This is a genomic window from Urinicoccus massiliensis (assembly GCF_900120405.1).
Taxonomy (GTDB): domain Bacteria; phylum Bacillota; class Clostridia; order Tissierellales; family Peptoniphilaceae; genus Urinicoccus; species Urinicoccus massiliensis.
On sequence record NZ_LT635492.1, the window covers coordinates 96942 to 114722 of the forward strand.

The following is a 17781-nucleotide window of genomic DNA, read 5'->3' on the forward strand; positions in this document are numbered from 1 at the left end:
AATAGAAATGGTTTAAGGAGGTAGCAGATATGGGACTTTTCAGTAAAAAAATATGTGTAATATGCGGTGAAAAGGCAGGACTTCTCTCGAGGCTAAAGCTGGAGAACGATGACTTCGTCTGTGGTAACTGCCAAAAGAAGCTTTCCCCATTTTTTGATCACGAAGACAAGGTTCATACTGAAAAAGAGATCCGCGACCAGATCGCATGGCGCGAATCGACGAGGGAAGAAGTCGCTTCATTCCAAGCGGACGATAGCGTTCAACTAGACGGAAAGGACCTGCTTTTAATCAATCACGACGAAGGAAAATTCGTTTTAATCGAAAGCGGAACCAAGAAAGAAGATGCAGATGTCTTTTCACTTGATGAGATAGTAGACGCTATGCTAACCGTTGAGGAGACCAAGAAGGAAATTAAAAAGGAGATAGACGGAGAGAAAAAGCCATACCATCCGCCACATTACTCATACAAATATCATTTCCTGCTCTCTGTGAGATTGAATAATCCCCACATAAAGGAGATTGAATTCAGACTGCATCAGCTTGCCATAGATGGCGGGGATGATGCGGACGGCTATCAGGCACCGTCAATTTTAGAAAAGGCAACCGGATTTTACGTTTGGAGAGAGAAACAACTGGATGGCAATGACTTTCTCCATCGTTCCAATTTCGCCCTGTCAAGTTCACCGGGCGGATATGGTCCAAAGGGCTCGACTACAATGACTGATTTTAACATAGAGCAATTCGACAAAATGGTCAATGCTGGAAGCAAAGTAGTGGAGCTGCTCACCGGTCAGCAAAAGGAACCAGCCTTCAAATCCACGACGAGTTGGCTATAAATCCGAACTCTTTGAGTTTTGAGATTGAAACGGAAAAAACTTACTTAGTTTAAACAAATAGGCTAAGTAAGTTTTTTAATGCTAGTCAGGAAAAGAATATCTCCGAGACCAACAATTTAAAGCAATTTTTCTCCTGGAGAACAGCTTAAACAGCAACATCTTACACATTATTTTTCCTTTGTTTCATAGCTCTATCTTATTTCTTTCGTTTAGGGTAAGATGTTCATCGCTCATATTGACCTCTGTGTTCGTTTTTGTCGTTATGAACAGTTTACACGAAGTTAGTATGAATTTTTATTTTTATTTATGTCGCATTTAATTTTACAACTATCTTAACAAAAACTTTACATCGTTTATGGTATAATCCATTTTGTCAATAGGACAAGCAAGAAGGACAAGGAGGTATATGGATGGATAAGATAGCATTCAAGTCTACCAAGCAAAAGCTTACAGTACAAGTAATATTACTTGTCATAGCGGTTGCTTTCATAGGCTTTGGGGCATATCGTGGAGAAGCTAAAACTGTATTTACTAAAGCAATGAACTTATGCTTAGAGTGTGTAGGAATAGGATAAACTGAAAAGATGAATACAGTAGAGAAAAAGCTAGTAAATAAAAAGAAAAAAGGTTCATTTAAGGATTTTCTAAAAAGTAGGACCATGGTACAGATGATGGCGACGCTATTAACGAATATTCATCTTCCAAACTTTTTTAAGGGGACCTTATATCAGGGTAAAGGAAAAATCGCCTGCGTACCGGGACTGAACTGTTATTCCTGTCCGGGAGCAACAGGAGCCTGTCCGATAGGGTCTTTCCAGGCGGTAATTGGTTCTAGAGATTTCGCTCTTACTTACTATATTACGGGTATCATAATATTTTTTGGCGTAATGCTTGGAAGATTTATTTGTGGCTTCCTCTGTCCTTTTGGGTGGTTTCAGGATATGCTTCACAAAATTCCCAGCAAAAAATTTAGAACTAAGAAGCTCAAGTTTCTAACATATACGAAGTATATAATTTTAGTCGTTGCAGTTATTCTCTTACCGACATTTATGAATAATAAAGCGGGACTCGCCTCGCCTTATTTCTGTAAATATATTTGTCCACAGGGAATACTGGAGGGCGGCATACCCTTGTCAATTGCCAATCCGGCGATCAGGGCAACACTTGGCAAGTTATTTACTTGGAAACTGATGATTCTTATAAGCGTTATAGGGCTTAGTATCATGGTTTATCGTCCGTTTTGTAAATGGATATGTCCTTTAGGAGCCTTATATGCTCTGTTTAATAAGGTTTCCTTCCTTCATTATAAGGTTGATGAAAATACCTGTATCTCTTGTGGAAAATGTGCGAGAACCTGTAAGATGGAGGTAGACATTACTAAAAATACTGCACATATGGAATGTATCCGCTGTGGAGAGTGTGTGAAGGTCTGTCCTACCAAGGCAATCAGTGTAAACTGGGGACCGGAAAAAATGAAATTGCTTGAAAAGGCTCGTTGAGCTTAACAAGAATAAAACAAGAAAAAGTGTAAATTAAGGAGGAAAAAACAATGAAAACAAAGATGGCAATTAAGAGAATTTTACCTGTATTTATGGTAACAGCAATGCTTGCAACAACAATGACAGCTTGTGGCAGCAAAGATAACTCAGGAAATATGACGACTGGAAACAAGACTGTGGCAAGCAGCAATCAAGCTGCCGGAGAGAAGTTTCCCAGCTTTAAGGGTAAGGATTTTGAGGGAAATGATGTTGATGAAAGCATATTTAGCAAAAATGAGGCAACACTTGTTAATTTTTGGTTTAATGGTTGTTCAGCCTGCGTAAATGAGATGCCTGCACTTGAAGAGTTTAGTAAAAAGCTTAAAGAGCAGGGTGCAGAGCTTATAGGTATCAATGCAGGTACAGCAAGTGATGCAGAGGGACTTGCAGAGGCAAAGGATATACTTTCAAAGCAAGGTGTAACCTATAGAAATCTTATCCTTCCAAATGACCACGAGTATGTTAGAAAGATATTCAGCTTCCCTACAACGGTTATCGTTGATAAGAATGGGAATATAGTTGGAGATCCAATAGTAGGAGCTATTGAAGATGAAAAGAAGCAGGCAAAAATCCTTAAGGTAATCCAGGAGATAAAGGCCGGAAACGGTGTAACTTCTTCAGTACCTTCAGACCAGTCAGCTGCTAATGATGACCCTACAGCACCACTTTATGAAGAAGAAAACAAAATTTTTGCGGAAAATCAGGATACTTGGAATAAGTTATTCTCAAAAATAAAGAAGGATCAGGCGCAAGAAAATGTTGAAAAGCCTTATGTTGAGTTTTTAAAAGAGCAGTTAGAGGCATCAAAGGCTGATTTTACAGAGGATGAGATTAAGACGATTAACGAAGGTCTTGAAAAGATTGATAAAATTGAAAAGCAAATTGCAGAGTTAAAGCAAAAATAATTTAAAGGCAAACCATGGCTAAAAATAATGAAAATTTGTGGTGTAAAATTGGATTTATAGCATTACCTATCCTTTCGGTTATAGCATACTATTATCTAACAAAGTATCTAAATGTGCTTGCATTCGACCTGTTTTTAGGAATTTTCAAGATACCTATGCAGCAGTTCATCAAATTTATGTATCTTTCAGATATTCTTATAGCTTTAATACAGTTCAGTATATTCTTTGTCATATATAAGCTGTTCGTAAAAAGAAATGACCATGAGTTAAGAACCAAGCTTAATCTAAAAGATGCAGGATCCAGCTTTGCAGTAGGTGTCGGAGTCTCAGGTCTATCCCTTATATGGATTACGATTGCAGGAAAGATACCTATGTTTCAGGCACAGCTTGCTGCTATGAAAGAAGGAAATGCGATGATTGGGGGAGGAAGCCTACATGGAGTCTTCTTAAGTGCAGTCATTGCTGCCCCTATTGTTGAGGAAGTTATATTTAGGGGACTTGTACTTGGCTCCTTTAGAAAGGTATTTCCTGCCTGGGTATCAATAATGGTTTCAGCATTGATCTTTGGGATCTATCATATAAATCCTGTTGCAATTGTATATGCATCGATTATGGGAATTATAGCCGGTATAGTTTATGAGAAGAAGCAAAATTTATTATTCACAATTATTCTGCATATGGCAAATAACCTTATGGGACTGTTGCAGGATTTTGTTCCGGCAGGTATAGGGGCAAGTGTAGTAAATGTAGTTTCTATAGCTATGATTATCCCTATGTGTTATATAGTGTACAAAATACTGAATGGTGATTTTTGTAAAAAGGCATATGCTTAATAACTTTTTTATATTTGATGAATTGCAAATAAAATGCGACAGCTAAATCAAACTAAGTTTATGTAAAAACAATTCAAATGGAGTTCGATAATTTAGACCCTTTCCAGGTCTCTTATTGAGCTCCATTAAATTTTTAAGGCTCTTTGTCAAATGTTGGGGTGAGATCTATTCTTGCCCCTTCCTTATGCCCGAAGAACCATTAAAATGCGACTCTTAAAGTTCTCAAAATTCCGATACCCATAGGAAACCCGTTTAATCACTTTGATTTTGTTGTTAAAGCCTTCTGTTTGTCCATTGGTGATGCCTGTGGAAAAGGCGTTTAGGATTTCTTCTTTCCAGTTTTCATAGGCCCGAATACTGGCTTTAAATTCCTTTAATCCACTTTCTTTAGCAACCCACAGCCACTTGTCTAAGGCCTGTCTTGCTTCTTCTTTGCTGGAGGCATCTAAGACGTCATAAAAGCGTTCTTTTAAGAGATAAGCTTCTTTGATTTCCTTGTCTTGCCAAAGCATTAGTTCCAGCTTTTCTTTTTCTTCGGGGCTTAGCCGACTGCCTTTTTTCCGTAGGATGGACTTGGACCGTTTAAAGTAGAGGCGATACTTTGCATCCCTTGTCTTTTGTCGTGTCTTGCGTACATTCTCTAAGGCCCAAAAGACTTGTCTTGCAAAATGAAACGTATCCGCAATGAAGGTGGCTTGAGGGAAGAATTCCTTTAAGACGGCGTAGAAAAGATGACTCATATCCATAACCACATACTTCACCCTTCTTCGTTCTTCCTTGGGAAAAGAAGAAAAGTAGTCCATCAAAGCCTTTTTTCGTCGAGAGGGTAAAATATCCAGTACCTGGTGATGGATTGGATCCACTAGAATACATTGGTATTTATCCCCACCAGCATTTCCCTTAAACTCATCCATACTTAAGACCCGAGGAAGATTTGGCCGCCTCCTTGGAGCCAACTTTAGATAGCTTGTGAGACAAGAGGAAGATAAACCCAAGTCCTTGGCAATGGAGGATAAAGACCGGACCTGTTTTAATTGGTCTTGGATAAAGAAGTGGAGATCCTTAGTCCGTCTAGAATAGGGAGCTAAGAAATCCAAAGACTCATAAAAGCGCTTCTGACAATGAGGACAAACAAAGCGCTTCTTCCGAAGAAAAAGAAAGACCTTCCGCAAGCCAATAGGCGTGTGTTGGATCCTTTGCAGACGATAATCATGGATGCGAGAGGTCTTATGACCACAAACAGGACAAAGTCCCTCCTTGTATAAAGAATGGAGTTTTACATCAATGTGATCATCAAAAGAGACCACCTCGTCAATAGAGACACCTTTTAAATTCAATAGATTTGTGTTAGTATAGTTTTGCACTTATCTCACCCTTTCATTTTGTTGTGGTAACTTTATTGTAAAGGAAAAAAGAGATAAGTGCATTTTTTATGGCAAAAAATAAATGTTGGAGTCTAGGGGGACCCCAACATTTATTATAGAACCTTTTTTATTTCATCACCCAGGTGTCTCAACTTATCCACCTGGTCTTCCCGGCCCAGAACAATAAGGACGTCACCAATTTTAAAGGTATAGTCCACCGGGGGGTTAAAGAGCATTTTTTCATCTTCAATTTTTTTAATAGCCAGGACAATAAGGCCAGTTTTCTTGGGAATTTGGGACTGGATTAAATTTTTATCTTCAAGATAGGACCCCCTTTTCACGATGACCTCTTCCAAGTCCAACTCCACATCCCCAATTCGGGTGACGACATCCAAGAAGGAGATGATATTGGGCTTAATCATCAAGGAAGCCATTCTTTTTCCGCTGATTTCTACGGCAGATAGGGTCTTGTTGGCTCCCACCTTCAGGAGTTTTTCATTTCCCGACTTACTGGTGGAATTGGCAATGATGTAGATGTCTTTATTGAGATTTCTAGCTGTAAGGACGGTGACGATATTGTCCACTTCCGTTTCCAGGGTAGAGACAAGTCCCTTGGCCCGGTCAATTCCGGCTTTTTCCAGAACACTTTCTTCTGTAGATTGGCCTTCCACCACTAAAATATTGTGGTGACTATAGTCGTCCAGGTCTTGCTGGTTATCAGTAATAACAACAAAATTTAAATTTTCATCGATAAATTTTTTGATAATAACTTCGGCCAATTCTCCCGACCCACATATGATGTAGTGGTCTTTTAAGGCTGAGATTTTTCGATCCATCTTACTTCCCTTCCACAAGTCTACAAGTTTACCTTCAACAAACATGGCCACCACTGTTGTAAAGGCGTAACCCACAATTCCTACGCCTAGAAAAATCATACAGATTGAAAAAATTTCGGCCTGGGGACTGTTGGTCCCCACTTCACCAAAGCCTACAGTGGATATGGTAATTACGGTCATATAGAGGGCGTCTACAAAGGGCACTTTCAATAGGTACATATAGCCCACAACACCGACAACCAGCAAAAGTGCAAAGGCACAAAAAACAAATTTGAGTTTTCTTTTTTCTTCCATAAGCCTCTCCTTATAGGTTAGATTATAATATAGTTCAAAAGAAAAGACTAGGCGTTTAGGGAAGAATAAAGAAATTACCTGTAAAGGGGGAAATTGCTCCACAAAAGAGCCCCTTTACGAGCAAGTCAAGGCAGGAGTTTGTGGGCTGAAAATTCATGAAGACTGGGGAGCAACTAGGGCGGTTATTGACACCTGCCTATCCGTTGCAGATGAATATGACATTGCCGTTGCCATCCACACAGACACCCTAAACGAAGGGGGCACCATCGGGAGACCCCAATGCGTCCATTCCAACACCTCAACCCATTATCTATCGGAGGATGTTTGCCTCTCTGGGTGGAGGTATTGGGAATTCATGCATGACCTTTGTATCCCAAGTGGCCTATGAAGCCGGCATCAAGGAAGAATTGGACCTAAAGAGGATTGTTTTGCCTGTCCGCAATTGCCGGAACATCGGGAAAAAAGACATGCAGCTAAACTCAGAAACACCCAATATCAAGGTAGACCCTGAAACATACAAGGTAACCATAGATGGAGAATTGATTACATCTGACCCTGTTGACAAGGTTGCCTTGGGCCAACTCTATAATTTATTTTAAATCTGGGGAAAGATATGGTCTTTCCTGATGAAATAAAGACCAAGCAAGTGACTATTTACAAAACCCTCGGAGTAGATTTTCCGAGGGTTTTTTGTAGGGGTCGGGAATTATCTAGGGTGGTCCTGTGCTGCCTATGTGTAAACTGGATTTGTTTTTTACAAGATTTCCTAGCTGTTTGACTCCTATTTTTATAGTTTTCTAGCAATAAAAGGGCCGGACAGGCCGACCCCTACAATATTTATCATGCAGTAGGTCTTATGCAACCAATTGCCCAAATTTTCAATTTGGCAGCAATTGTCTGCGAACCTTCCTCAATTCAGCCTTTGCTTTGCTCGGCTTCATTGGGAGATTTTAGTATTTTATCTATACCGAGGATGGTCGCTTGCTGTCAAATCAAAGATTTGAAACGCCGCGACCTCTGACCTACCTACGATTCGGACTTCGTTTCACCTGTCCTCATCGGGTTAGGTCATTACACTGTCGATTTCTCCCAATCAGACTTCGCTTCGCTTGTCTTCTTGGGAAATCTTAGGATCTTCCAGACCTAACTTGGCGACGAAGGAGCCATAGTAGGTCTTATGCAATCAATTGCCCAAATTTTTAATTTGGCAGCAATTGTCTGCGAACCTTCCTCAATTCAGCCTTCGCTTTGCTCGGCTTCATTGGGATAGGTCATAATAGACATGGGGGGAAATATCTTGTAAAATAAGAAGTCGACGATTTATTGAAAGGGGACAGTATGGAATGTTTTAAAAGTGCCAAGCCCTGGCAGTGTTTAAATGGGGCGCAACTAAAGTACTTGGCTTTTGCTTCAATGTTTATTGATCATATGAATAATTCGGTGGTTACTCCTTATTTAAGTGGAGGGGGACCTCTTCTTCATCTCAGCAATTTTTTTAGTATTTTGGGGCGGATTGCCTTTCCTATTTTTTTCTTCTTCCTAGTAGAAGGGTTTTTCCAAACGCATTCTCGCAAGGCCTATATGGGAAATCTTTTACTTTTTGGGATTCTTTCAGAGGTACCCTTTGACCTTTTTACTTCCAAGGTCTTTTTTGACCCCTATTGGAACAATATTTTCTTTTCTTTGGCCCTGGGTCTGGCTACGATTTGGCTGGTGGATTGGCTCAAGGGGAAATTGGAGGGTCGGCCCAAGGTGTTTTGGTATCTTGCTTCTTTACCAATTCTTTTGGGGATGGGGGCCCTGTCTATGTATTTGAGTCTGGACTATGACTACCATGCAATCTTGCTGGCCTATCTTTTTTATCTCTTCCGCAAGAGGCCCTTGTGGGGGTCGGTCCTGGGTTACTTGTCTATTTTAAAGGAGCTTTGGTCTTTCCTGGGCTTTGGACTGGTCTTAACCTACAACGGCCAGAGGGGAAAGCAGTACAAGTGGCTTAATTATGCTTTCTATCCGGCTCATCTCTTATTTTTTGCCCTCTTGCGTTTTGCCTTGGGGGTCTGATTCGGAAGGGGTTTCATACCTGGTCTTGCTATAGTATAATAAAGAAAAAATAAAAAAGGGGATATAGAATGAATTCTTATTGCATCGTCAGCGACTCCTGTCTTGATTTTTCCCCAGAGGAAATGAAGGCAAAAGGGGTCGAACTGGTGCCTATAAATACTGTAATGGATGAAGTGGAATATGGACTGAACCGGGAAAAAATTTCTTTGGAGGATTTTTTTCAAAAGATTAAGGAGGGGGCAAGGCCTACAACGGTGGCAGCCAATCCTGCGGATTACCAGGACTTTTTCGAAAAGTTTTTAAAAGAAGGGAAGGATCTTTTGTATATTGCCTTTTCTTCAGGGCTGTCTTCTTCCTATGCCAATGCCAGATTGGCCATTGAGGATTTAAAGGGGACTTATCCAGACCGGAAGATTGGCCTTGTGGATACCCGGTCGGCTTCAGTGATTGAAAGTTTGGTTTTGGCTATGGCCCTAAGAGAGCAGGCTGCCGGCAAGACCATGGACCAAGTGGTTGACTATCTGGAGGAGAAGATTCCCTATACCAAGGTGGAATTTATCATAGACGACCTCTTTCACCTGGAAAGGGGAGGACGGATTTCCAAGACCAAGGCAATTTTTGGAACGGCCTTGAAGGTGGTCCCCATCCTATCCATGGACCTGGAGGGGAAGCTTTACTTGTCAGAAAGTGTACGGGGGCGGAAAAAGGCCCTTGGGACTATTTTGTCTCACTTAAAAGAAAATATAGATCCCGACTTGTATGATGAGGTTTATGTTTCTTATTCTTCATCCGGAAAAGAAGCAGCGTCTTTAAAAGAGGCCATCGAGGCTCTTGGCTTTAAGGTCCACCTCTATGAGATGAGTTTGACCATTGCCGCCCATACCGGGCCGGGCTGTCTTGTCTTGGCCTATGGGTCGAAAAAGAAGAGGGATTAGTATAAAAAAACATCGACAGGAGAAAACTTGTCGATGTTTTTGCTTTTATAGGATTCCTATAAGGGATTGACCCCCCAGACTCGTAAGGGTAATGAAGATCCAACAGACCATGCCAACTAAGATGGCCTTGCCTCCAGTTTTAACAAGGTGAACCAGGTTGGTTTTAAGGCCAATGGCAGCCATGGCCATGGTGATAAAGAATTTTGACAGGGTTTTGAGTTGGAGGATTAGGGCTTCAGGTAGGGGGATAAAGGTCCGGATAATGGAAGCCAGGATAAATAAGAGGATGAAGGAAGGGACCAGGGAGGAAATTTTCAAATCCTTTTTCCCGGACTGTCTTCCCTCGTAAAAGGACAGGACCAAGCTAATGGGGATAATAGCCAGGGTTCTTGTTAGTTTCACAACGGTAGCTATGGTTAGGGTATTGGATTGGTGGATGGCATCCCAAGAGGACGCGGCTGCAGTAACAGATGAGGTGTCATTGATGGCAGTTCCGGCGAAGAGACCAAAACCTTGGTTGGATAGGCCAATCCATTGCCCCAGGCTAGGAAAAAGGATGGCAGCTAAGACATTAAAGAGGAAGATTACGGAAATAGACTTGGCCACTTCTTCATCATTGGCATCGATAATGGGGGCTGTAGCGGCAATGGCAGATCCTCCACAGATGGAGGAGCCGACACCGACTAGGATTCCAATTTTCCGGTCCAAACCCAAGGCCCTGGTTAGGACATAGGCAGTAATAAGGGAGATGGAAACAGTAGACAAGATGACGGGGAGGGATTCTTGTCCGCTGGCCAGGATGGTCTTGAGGTTCATGGAAAAGCCCAAGAGGATGACAGCGTATTGTAAGATTTTTTTACTGGTAAAGGCGATGCCGTCACTGGCCCAGGTTAACTTACTTACGGGTTTATTTAAGACCATGCCCAAAATAACGGCAAAGACAGCGCCACCGACAATGGGCAGGCGGCTACCCAAAAAACTTGCCACTAGGGCAAGAAAAAAGCAAAGGATGATTCCTTTTAATTGTTTCATATAACCTCCTAATGTATAAAAAAATAAAGCGACTTTTATTATAACGCAAACTTGAATTCCTGTTAAAAGTTTTTTTAAAAAATTTTTGCCAGGAATATTTTATACATATTTTGAAAAAAAGTTTTAAAGAGAATTTTAGGGGTAGATATATAAATGATATTAAATATCAACGAAACATTATTTATTAGGAGGTTACTATGTCACAAATCGGAAAGAAAATCCCTGAGTTTAAAACTCAAGGGTATAACCCAAAAAATGAAGCTTTTGTAGAAGTATCCAACAAGGATTTTGAAGGTAAGTGGACTGTTTTAATGTTTTATCCTGCAGACTTTACCTTTGTTTGTCCAACTGAATTGGAAGATATGCAAGAACAATATGGTCGCTTGCAAGAACTTGGTGTAGAAGTTTACTCCATGTCTTGTGATACGCACTTTGTTCATAAGGCTTGGCATGACCATTCTGATGCTATTGGTAAACTTGAATTTACCATGTTGGCAGATCCCCACAAGTCTATTGCCAGAGACTTTGACGTTCTAGATGAAGAAGCAGGCTTGGCCCAAAGGGCAACTTTTGTCATTGACCCAGATGGAGTAATCCAAACCGTGGAAATTAATGCCGACGGAATTGGCCGGGATGCAAGTCAAGTTTACGACAAGGTTCGAGCTGCGCAATTTGTTCGTAAAAACCCAGCTCAAGTTTGTCCAGCTAAGTGGAAGGAATCTGGAGAAACACTCACTCCAGGTCTAGACCTTGTTGGTAAAATCTGATGTTAGATAAAGCATTATTGGCCCAGGTTAAGGGATATTTAGAACTTCTCGAAAGGGAAGTTCTAATTTCTCTTCACATGGACGGGTCTGAAAAGTCCCGGGAGATGAAGGCCTTTATTGAAGACTTGCTTGGCCTTTCGGACCGACTGAAGTTGGAAGAAGGAAGCCAGGGGCCAAGTCCCAGCTTTACCTTATCATCCGGAGACTGTGGAGGAATTACCTTTGCTGGCATTCCCCTGGGGCATGAATTTGAATCCTTTATCTTGGCCCTCTTGCAAGTGGGAGGAAGACCACCCAAGATTGACCCGGCAGACCGGGAAAGGATCTTATCCATTGACCGGGACCTTGCCTTCGAAACTATTGTGAGCTTAAGTTGCCACAATTGCCCGGAAGTAGTTCAAGCCTTAAATACTATGGCGGTTTTAAATCCTCGCATCAGCCACACCATGGTGGACGGGGCCTTGTTCCAAGACTATGTAGAAGGTCTTGGGATTTTGGCTGTTCCAGCTGTGCGCTTGAATGGGGAAGAATTTAGCCACGGAAAAATCAGCCTGGGACAAATTCTGGACCAAGTCTTAGGGGCCAAGTTGGACCTGGACTTAGAGGGTAAAGAATGCTATGACCTCTTGGTGGTTGGCGGGGGACCTGCTGGAGCGACAGCAGCTATTTATGCTGCCCGTAAGGGAATCCGGACGGGGCTTGTGGCCAAGGACTTTGGGGGTCAGGTTAAGGAAACTCTGGGAATTGAAAATATTACCGGCCTTGCCTACACAGAAGGCCCCAAGTTTATGGAAGAGGTGAAAAACCACCTACTCAAGTATCCTGTGGACTTAATTGACCAGGTAGAGGTAGAGGGGATTGAAGAGGGGAAACCCTTAAAGGTTTTAACCAACCGTGGAAATCTCTCAGCCAAGACAGTGGTAATAGCGACAGGAGCCAAGTGGCGCCTTTTAGGTATTCCTGGTGAGTTGGAATTTAGGAACAAGGGGGTTGCCTATTGCACCCATTGCGACGGTCCCCTCTTTAAGGATAAAAAAGTCACCGTAATTGGTGGAGGAAATTCAGGTGTTGAAGCGGCCATTGACCTGGCCGGATTGGCTCGGGAAGTTTTGGTTATTGAGTTTGCAGACCAACTCAAGGCAGATGCGGTCTTGCAAGAAAAGTTGGCGGAATGCAAGAATGTTCGCCTGGTAACCAATGCGGAAACCAAGGCTCTTTTAGGAGAAAAAGTCTTGGAAAAAATCCGCTACACCAACCGTTTAACCGGGGAAGAAGTGGAAGAAGCAACAGATGGATGCTTCATCCAAGTGGGCTTGGTACCGCAAACAGACTGGATTGACAATATCAAGAAAAACAACCGGGGCGAAATTATTGTAGACCCGGTAGGGGCAAGTAGCCTGGAAGGGGTTTATGCAGCTGGAGATTGCACGGATGCAAGCTTTAAGCAGATTGTCATTGCCCAAGGATCCGGAGCCACAGCTGCCCTGGGTGCCTATAATTATTTGCTCAGAAAATAAGAGATAGCCTTGGTTTAAGACCAGGGCTATTTTTTTTAGAATAAATCATCTTAAAAAGGGTATTTAAGCAATGATGAAAGCTTAAAAATTAACCAAGGGAAGGAAGAGGATGATGGAAGAAAAGAAAAGAGTTGCTATTCAAGAATGCTATGGAGACCACTTTCAAAATTGCTGGGGCTGCGGGGTTAAAAACCAAGAGGGGCTCCACTTGCATTCCTATCCCAGCCAAGATGGGGAAACTTGTATTTGTCAGATTAGGGTACCCAGTCAATACACTGGTGGAGTGCCAAACAAATTGTTTGGGGGAATGATTGCCACCATTTTTGATTGCCATGGCACAGCCTCGGCAACCTGGTTCAAACTTAGGAGTCAGGGCCTAGATTTGACAAAGGACAGGGTGGTTAACCGCTATATTACAGCCAGGTTGGAAGTGGACTACTTAAAGCCCGTTCCCATGGATGGGGAAATTTTAGTTCGGTCTAGTTTGGAAGAATTGGGGGAAAGAAAGGCCATTATCCAGATGGAAATGGAAGTGGAAGGTCAAGTCCGGGCCCGGGCTCGGATGGTGGCTGTTGGAGTTAAAGACGATATGTAAAAACCTGCCGGAAATTTAGCTTCCGGCAGGTTTTATAGGTATTGGATGGCTTCCAGGATAATGCCGTCAGGGTCTCTAAAGTAAAAGGCCCAGGATTTGGAAAAACCGGCATCGGTGGAATCAAAATATTGGGGTGGAGAAAGAAGGTCAACTCCCAAAGATTTGAGCTTGGCATAAAAGGCATGGATATCTTCTACAGCAAAGCAGAGCTCGGAGATGGAGGGTTTAAAAAAATCAGCCTTGGACTTGTCCAGGGGAATCTGGTTAAATTGAATGAGTTCGACCAAGGTGCCAGACCCATCTTTGTTGGGAGATAGGTAGGCCAGCTTGGCGGAAGCCTGGTCTTTTTGAAACAAGGTGTCGGTGGCCTGGCCATCCATAGTCATGCCACCAAGGAGGTGGAGGTCTAAAACATTTTGATAAAAGTCAATGGACCGGTCTAGGTCTTTTACACTTAGGCCAATATGGGCAATGGATTGAATCATGGCAGCTCCTTTCTGGGTTTTACCGGGTCAAGAAATGATAAAATTTTTTCCAATCCGCTGGACCTTATGACCGGATTTTTCTAAAAATCCCTTTAAGAGGGATTCACGCAAAAGGTAGTAGGGAGAGCCTTCTTCATCTTGGAGGTCCAAGGAAGGACCTTCCTGGATGTGAAAACTTTCATGGTCATGGTGGTCGTGGTCTCCCTGGCAACTTTTATCCAAACTGTCTTTAGGGTCAATGGTTAGGGGAGATGCGGCGTATTTTTCATGGCAGTCCAATTGGCTGTTGAGCTGGAGGCGGCCTTGGGAATCTAAGCTAGCCAAAAGGGCCTGGTCACAGGGCATGGCATCCAGTAGTAGGGGGTTGATGGCTTGGAAGACCTCTTGAGGTCCATCTAGTTGGTCCGGAGCCAAAGTCTGACCCAGGGCATAGGCCTTTTGGTAGATGTCTTTGCCATGGAGGATGGCATAGGCCAAGCGGGATTCCACCTGGTCAATTTTTGCGGATAAAAAACCATGGATATTATCCTGGTCCAGAATATCGGCCAAGTCGTCCAGGGGAACCGGGGCCAAGTTTTTATCTAAAAGAGCCAAGTGGTCTTGGTCTAAAAGACAGGCAGTTAACCGGTCTTGAAATTTAATTTTTTCATACATTAAGTAGTGGATAGGTCCTAAAAATTCGCTCATAAACGTCCTTTCTTTAAATGATAGTTGCTATCGGTCTAAGTAAATTGTATCCAAATCCTTTTGAAAATTCAAGAGAGTCAGAGAGGAATGAGAAAATTAGAGAAAGGTTGAGGCCTTGGACTATAGTCGTGGTTGAGAACGGATGACTGTCGAAAGGAGCCAAGAAAAAATCGTGCCGGGAAAGTTTCTACCAGCACGATTTTTTCTCTCTTATTCAAAATAGGAATCCACTTTCTTTAAGAAGTCAATAATTTCCAAATGTTGGGGACAGATTTTTTCGCAAGCACCGCAGGCAATACAGTCAGAGGGACTGGGGTTATTTTTCCGGGTGGCCTGGTATTTCTTTTTGGGGTCTAGGCCCAGGTCCAGGTGGTCCCGGTTGTAGAGGGTAAAATAAGATGGGATGGGAATTTTTTTAGGACACTTATTCAGACAGTATTCGCATTCGGTACAGCCAATTAAGCTTGCTTCCTTGAGCCAGTTGGCTTCTTGGATTAAAAAATCCTGGTCTTCCTGGGACAAGGGCTGGAAGTTTTTCATGGTGGCCATATTGTCCCTTAATTGGTCCAGGTTGGACATGCCGGACAGAACCATAAAGACCCCATCTAAACTGGCTGCAAAGCGGATAGCCCAAGAAGCAGTAGAGGCATGAGGATCTTTTTCTTGCAGCTTTTGGGTCATGGACTGGGGAAGATGGGAGAGGGTTCCACCCTTGACCGGTTCCATGACAATGATTTTTTTATCATAGGCCCGGGCCAATTGATAAATTTTTTGGGACTGGATGCTCTCATGGGTCCAATCCAGGTAGTTGATTTGTAGCTGGACAAAGTCCATGGCCGGGTAGGCCTTGAGCATCTCTTCTAGGACGTCTACGGTGTCATGGAAGGAAAATCCAATATGTTTGATTAGGCCCTGGTCCTTTTTTTCCTGGATAAATTCATAAGCCTTGTAGGTCTTGGCCACGTCAAATTTTTTCCGGTCCAGGGAATGGAGGAGGTAGTAGTCAAAATAACCAGCTCCTGTTTTTTCCAATTGACGGTTGAAATAGGATTCCAGGTCTTGGCGGAGCTCTTCCGGAGATTTTGTCCCGGGACGAAGCAAGGCAATGGGCATCTTGTCAGCCAAGATATAGGAGTCTCTAGGATGGAGGTCCACCAGGGCTTTTCCAATGGCCAACTCAGATTGGCCCTTATGGTAGAACCAGGCGGTATCAAAATAATTAAAGCCCTGGTCCAAAAAGGCATCCACCATAAGCTCTAGGGTCTTGATGTCAATTTGGTCTGTTTTATCCTCGAGAATGGGTAGCCTCATCAAGCCAAAACCTAATTTTTTCATAAAATCCTCCTTATTTCATCTGGTATCTTCTACTATTATACCATGATATTTTATAAAGGTCTCACGAGAAAGATCTTGTGATATAATAATTAAAAAGAAAAGGGAGATTAGGGGCGACAATGAAAAAAACAGTTATGGTTCGAACATTAAAAACGGCCTTTGCAGCACTTTTTTCAATCCTAATTGCTGAGGAATTAGGTCTGGACTATGGAGCTGCAGCTGGAATTATTGCAATTTTAAATGTGTTTGAAACCAGATGGGCTACTGTAGAAGGGGGATTAAAAAGAACTCTTTCCGCTATTTTAGCTTTAGTCATTGGAAGCTTATGCTTCGAAAGTTTTGGCTATAATACCTGGATTTTTGGCCTCTATCTTTTGCTTTTTGTCCCCTTGTCCTTTTTTCTCAAGGTAGAATTGGGCCTGGGGCCCTCCAGTGTTTTGGTGACCCACTTGATGGCTTTTGGGACAGTGACCCCTTCCATTATCCTGAATGAAATGGCCCTGGTTTTTATAGGGACAGGTTTTGCTATGGCCACGAATTTTTATGCTCCCAGTAAGCAAAAGAAGTTAAGGGAATTAATTGACCAAGTGGATGAAAAGATGAAAGATATCTTGAATCTCTTTTTCAGGGCCTTGACAGAGGACTTAGACGTTCAACTTTATACCGACCTGTTTAAAGATTTGGACCAAGACCTAGAAGAAGCCATCCGCCTAGCTGTGATAGAGGATGAAAATATGATTCAAGATTCTTCTATGCAGCTTTATAACCTCCATTTAAGAGAAAGAGAAGTAAATCTATTGAAGATTATTTATGAAGACTTGGCCAGCATTCCTCCCTCCTATGTGGAGGGAATCCACATGTCGGAACTACTCCAGACAACCTCCACCCAACTGACAGAGAAGGGGGCCATGATGGAGGTGAAAAGACGGATGAACTATTTGAAAGACCATGTAGAAGTTTTAGACCTACCCAAGACCCATGAAGAATTTAAAATTCGGGCGGCGGTTTATCATGCCTTCCGGGCCCTGGACCAACTGGTAGAAATCAGTAATTATATTGTAAATAAACCCATGTAAGAGGTGACTATGTCCTATTTAAAAGAAAGAATCCTTAAGGATGGAGTGATTTTTCCAAACAATGTTTTGAAAATTGACTCCTTTTTAAACCAACAAATTGATCCGAAAGTTATGCGAGAAATTGTTCAAGAAATTTATGCATACTATAAAGATGAAAAAATTACCAAGGTCTTAACCATTGAAGCATCGGGGATAGCCCCGGCTATTATGGTGGCGGCCCAATTTGATGTTCCCATGCTCTTTGCCAAGAAGGCCAAGGCTGCAACCCTGCAAAAAGACCAGGTTTATGAAACCAAGGTCTATTCCTATACCAAGGGAACAACATCCAATGTAGTGGTGTCCAAGCAGTATCTAAATCCCCAAGACCGGGTTTTGATTATCGATGACTTTTTAGCCAATGGAGAAGCAGCCCTGGGCTTGATAGACCTGGTGGACCAGGCAGGCGCCCAAGTGGTGGGGTTGGGAATTTGTGTAGAAAAATCCTTTCAAAAGGGACGGAAACGCCTAGACGAAGCTGGCGTAAAAGTCTACTCTATGGTCCGTATAGCAGAAATTAATAGTGACCGGCAAGAAATTATTTTTGCCCAGGGACATTAAAATTTGAAAAAATAGTCTAGAGACTCGATGAAAGTAGCCGGTTCAGAAGGAGCCGGTTGTTTTTTATGTTGGAAAAATTTTAAAGATT

General features: G+C 42.4%; 20 protein-coding genes. 14 read left to right on the top strand and 6 right to left on the bottom strand.

Annotation, left to right across the window (positions count from 1 at the left end; genetic code table 11):
• Positions 1 to 29: 29 nt before the first annotated feature.
• The 5 genes from BQ7400_RS00680 (at position 30) to BQ7400_RS00700 (ending at position 4112) form a co-directional block, all read left to right on the top strand.
• Positions 30 to 836: a DUF4428 domain-containing protein gene (locus BQ7400_RS00680; protein ID WP_034440506.1), complete on the top strand. Its 807-nt coding sequence runs from the start codon at positions 30 to 32 to the stop codon at positions 834 to 836.
• A gap of 410 nt (positions 837 to 1246) precedes the next feature.
• Positions 1247 to 1411 (top strand): CD1871A family CXXC motif-containing protein, encoded by a 165-nt coding sequence (locus BQ7400_RS00685; protein ID WP_034440505.1) that lies wholly within the window; start codon positions 1247 to 1249, stop codon positions 1409 to 1411.
• 9 nt (positions 1412 to 1420) lie between these two features.
• Positions 1421 to 2335 carry a 4Fe-4S binding protein gene (locus tag BQ7400_RS00690; protein WP_219306800.1) on the top strand — a complete coding sequence of 305 codons (915 nt, stop codon included), beginning with the start codon at positions 1421 to 1423 and terminating at the stop codon, positions 2333 to 2335.
• A 50-nt stretch (positions 2336 to 2385) separates the two neighbouring features.
• Entirely contained in the window at positions 2386 to 3279 is an 894-nt protein-coding gene (locus BQ7400_RS00695; protein WP_219306801.1) for a TlpA family protein disulfide reductase, read from the top strand.
• Positions 3280 to 3293: 14 nt separating this feature from the next.
• Positions 3294 to 4112, top strand: a complete 819-nt coding sequence (locus BQ7400_RS00700) for a CPBP family intramembrane glutamic endopeptidase (protein ID WP_034440503.1) — start codon at positions 3294 to 3296, stop codon at positions 4110 to 4112.
• 182 nt (positions 4113 to 4294) lie between these two features.
• Here BQ7400_RS00700 and BQ7400_RS00705 read toward each other — a convergent pair whose 3' ends face one another.
• Together BQ7400_RS00705 and BQ7400_RS00710 are read right to left on the bottom strand one after the other, a co-directional pair.
• Positions 4295 to 5449: an ISL3 family transposase gene (locus BQ7400_RS00705; protein ID WP_180371934.1), complete on the bottom strand. Its 1155-nt coding sequence runs from the start codon at positions 5447 to 5449 to the stop codon at positions 4295 to 4297.
• Between the two features lie 140 nt (positions 5450 to 5589).
• The gene (locus BQ7400_RS00710) at positions 5590 to 6606 is read right to left on the bottom strand and encodes a potassium channel family protein (RefSeq protein ID WP_072469125.1); all 1017 of its coding nucleotides are present in this window, start codon (positions 6604 to 6606) and stop codon (positions 5590 to 5592) included.
• A 145-nt stretch (positions 6607 to 6751) separates the two neighbouring features.
• On the opposite strand from BQ7400_RS00710, the gene BQ7400_RS10750 reads away from it, so the two are divergent.
• From BQ7400_RS10750 to BQ7400_RS00730, 4 genes are all read left to right on the top strand, one after another.
• The gene (locus BQ7400_RS10750; RefSeq protein ID WP_245759411.1) at positions 6752 to 6994 is read left to right on the top strand and encodes an amidohydrolase family protein; all 243 of its coding nucleotides are present in this window, start codon (positions 6752 to 6754) and stop codon (positions 6992 to 6994) included.
• On the top strand, positions 6966 to 7205 hold the full coding sequence (locus tag BQ7400_RS10755) for a hypothetical protein (RefSeq protein ID WP_072469126.1): 240 nt from the start codon (positions 6966 to 6968) through the stop codon (positions 7203 to 7205). The genes BQ7400_RS10750 and BQ7400_RS10755 overlap by 29 nt, the downstream gene beginning before the upstream one ends.
• Before the next feature lie 739 nt (positions 7206 to 7944).
• A complete protein-coding gene (locus BQ7400_RS00725; RefSeq protein ID WP_072469127.1) occupies positions 7945 to 8667 on the top strand; it encodes a TraX family protein in 723 nt (240 codons plus the stop codon).
• Positions 8668 to 8735: 68 nt separating this feature from the next.
• Positions 8736 to 9602, top strand: coding sequence for a DegV family protein (locus BQ7400_RS00730; RefSeq protein ID WP_072469128.1), 867 nt, complete (start codon positions 8736 to 8738; stop codon positions 9600 to 9602).
• A 45-nt stretch (positions 9603 to 9647) separates the two neighbouring features.
• Here BQ7400_RS00730 and BQ7400_RS00735 read toward each other — a convergent pair whose 3' ends face one another.
• On the bottom strand, positions 9648 to 10634 hold the full coding sequence (locus tag BQ7400_RS00735; protein WP_072469129.1) for a YeiH family protein: 987 nt from the start codon (positions 10632 to 10634) through the stop codon (positions 9648 to 9650).
• 197 nt (positions 10635 to 10831) lie between these two features.
• Between BQ7400_RS00735 and ahpC the strand changes: the two genes are divergently transcribed.
• The 3 genes from ahpC (at position 10832) to BQ7400_RS00750 (ending at position 13513) form a co-directional block, all read left to right on the top strand.
• On the top strand, positions 10832 to 11401 hold the full coding sequence (gene ahpC, locus BQ7400_RS00740) for an alkyl hydroperoxide reductase subunit C (RefSeq protein ID WP_034440795.1): 570 nt from the start codon (positions 10832 to 10834) through the stop codon (positions 11399 to 11401).
• Positions 11401 to 12918, top strand: coding sequence for an alkyl hydroperoxide reductase subunit F (ahpF, locus tag BQ7400_RS00745; protein WP_072469130.1), 1518 nt, complete (start codon positions 11401 to 11403; stop codon positions 12916 to 12918). The genes ahpC and ahpF overlap by 1 nt, the downstream gene beginning before the upstream one ends.
• Positions 12919 to 13030: 112 nt before the next feature.
• Complete coding sequence (locus BQ7400_RS00750; protein WP_219306802.1) at positions 13031 to 13513, top strand: acyl-CoA thioesterase; 483 nt, start codon at positions 13031 to 13033, stop codon at positions 13511 to 13513.
• A 32-nt stretch (positions 13514 to 13545) separates the two neighbouring features.
• On the opposite strand, the gene BQ7400_RS00755 is transcribed toward BQ7400_RS00750, so the two are convergent.
• The 3 genes from BQ7400_RS00755 to BQ7400_RS00765 all read right to left on the bottom strand — a co-directional run bounded on the left by BQ7400_RS00755 (position 13546) and on the right by BQ7400_RS00765 (position 16020).
• On the bottom strand, positions 13546 to 13998 hold the full coding sequence (locus BQ7400_RS00755) for a VOC family protein (RefSeq protein WP_072469132.1): 453 nt from the start codon (positions 13996 to 13998) through the stop codon (positions 13546 to 13548).
• 27 nt (positions 13999 to 14025) lie between these two features.
• A complete protein-coding gene (locus BQ7400_RS00760; RefSeq protein WP_072469133.1) occupies positions 14026 to 14685 on the bottom strand; it encodes a hypothetical protein in 660 nt (219 codons plus the stop codon).
• 210 nt (positions 14686 to 14895) lie between these two features.
• Complete coding sequence (locus tag BQ7400_RS00765; RefSeq protein ID WP_072469134.1) at positions 14896 to 16020, bottom strand: aldo/keto reductase; 1125 nt, start codon at positions 16018 to 16020, stop codon at positions 14896 to 14898.
• Between the two features lie 119 nt (positions 16021 to 16139).
• Here BQ7400_RS00765 and BQ7400_RS00770 point away from each other — a divergent pair, with 119 nt between their 5' ends.
• Both BQ7400_RS00770 and BQ7400_RS00775 read left to right on the top strand, forming a co-directional pair.
• Entirely contained in the window at positions 16140 to 17096 is a 957-nt protein-coding gene (locus tag BQ7400_RS00770; RefSeq protein WP_072469135.1) for an aromatic acid exporter family protein, read from the top strand.
• A gap of 9 nt (positions 17097 to 17105) precedes the next feature.
• Positions 17106 to 17693 (top strand): xanthine phosphoribosyltransferase, encoded by a 588-nt coding sequence (locus BQ7400_RS00775; protein ID WP_034440789.1) that lies wholly within the window; start codon positions 17106 to 17108, stop codon positions 17691 to 17693.
• Positions 17694 to 17781: the final 88 nt, after the last annotated feature.

What these genes read in the sequence shown, in the direction of transcription:
- BQ7400_RS00680 (WP_034440506.1), top strand. Translation starts at nt 30, where the DNA reads ATGGGACTTTTCAGTAAAAAAATATGTGTAATATGCGGTGAAAAGGCA.
- BQ7400_RS00685 (WP_034440505.1), top strand. Translation starts at nt 1,247, where the DNA reads ATGGATAAGATAGCATTCAAGTCTACCAAGCAAAAGCTTACAGTACAA.
- BQ7400_RS00690 (WP_219306800.1), top strand. Translation starts at nt 1,421, where the DNA reads ATGAATACAGTAGAGAAAAAGCTAGTAAATAAAAAGAAAAAAGGTTCA.
- BQ7400_RS00695 (WP_219306801.1), top strand. Translation starts at nt 2,386, where the DNA reads ATGAAAACAAAGATGGCAATTAAGAGAATTTTACCTGTATTTATGGTA.
- BQ7400_RS00700 (WP_034440503.1), top strand. Translation starts at nt 3,294, where the DNA reads ATGGCTAAAAATAATGAAAATTTGTGGTGTAAAATTGGATTTATAGCA.
- BQ7400_RS00710 (WP_072469125.1), bottom strand. Translation starts at nt 6,606, where the DNA reads ATGGAAGAAAAAAGAAAACTCAAATTTGTTTTTTGTGCCTTTGCACTT.
- BQ7400_RS10755 (WP_072469126.1), top strand. Translation starts at nt 6,966, where the DNA reads ATGACCTTTGTATCCCAAGTGGCCTATGAAGCCGGCATCAAGGAAGAA.
- BQ7400_RS00725 (WP_072469127.1), top strand. Translation starts at nt 7,945, where the DNA reads ATGGAATGTTTTAAAAGTGCCAAGCCCTGGCAGTGTTTAAATGGGGCG.
- BQ7400_RS00730 (WP_072469128.1), top strand. Translation starts at nt 8,736, where the DNA reads ATGAATTCTTATTGCATCGTCAGCGACTCCTGTCTTGATTTTTCCCCA.
- BQ7400_RS00735 (WP_072469129.1), bottom strand. Translation starts at nt 10,634, where the DNA reads ATGAAACAATTAAAAGGAATCATCCTTTGCTTTTTTCTTGCCCTAGTG.
- ahpC (WP_034440795.1), top strand. Translation starts at nt 10,832, where the DNA reads ATGTCACAAATCGGAAAGAAAATCCCTGAGTTTAAAACTCAAGGGTAT.
- ahpF (WP_072469130.1), top strand. Translation starts at nt 11,401, where the DNA reads ATGTTAGATAAAGCATTATTGGCCCAGGTTAAGGGATATTTAGAACTT.
- BQ7400_RS00750 (WP_219306802.1), top strand. Translation starts at nt 13,031, where the DNA reads ATGGAAGAAAAGAAAAGAGTTGCTATTCAAGAATGCTATGGAGACCAC.
- BQ7400_RS00755 (WP_072469132.1), bottom strand. Translation starts at nt 13,998, where the DNA reads ATGATTCAATCCATTGCCCATATTGGCCTAAGTGTAAAAGACCTAGAC.
- BQ7400_RS00760 (WP_072469133.1), bottom strand. Translation starts at nt 14,685, where the DNA reads ATGAGCGAATTTTTAGGACCTATCCACTACTTAATGTATGAAAAAATT.
- BQ7400_RS00765 (WP_072469134.1), bottom strand. Translation starts at nt 16,020, where the DNA reads ATGAAAAAATTAGGTTTTGGCTTGATGAGGCTACCCATTCTCGAGGAT.
- BQ7400_RS00770 (WP_072469135.1), top strand. Translation starts at nt 16,140, where the DNA reads ATGAAAAAAACAGTTATGGTTCGAACATTAAAAACGGCCTTTGCAGCA.
- BQ7400_RS00775 (WP_034440789.1), top strand. Translation starts at nt 17,106, where the DNA reads ATGTCCTATTTAAAAGAAAGAATCCTTAAGGATGGAGTGATTTTTCCA.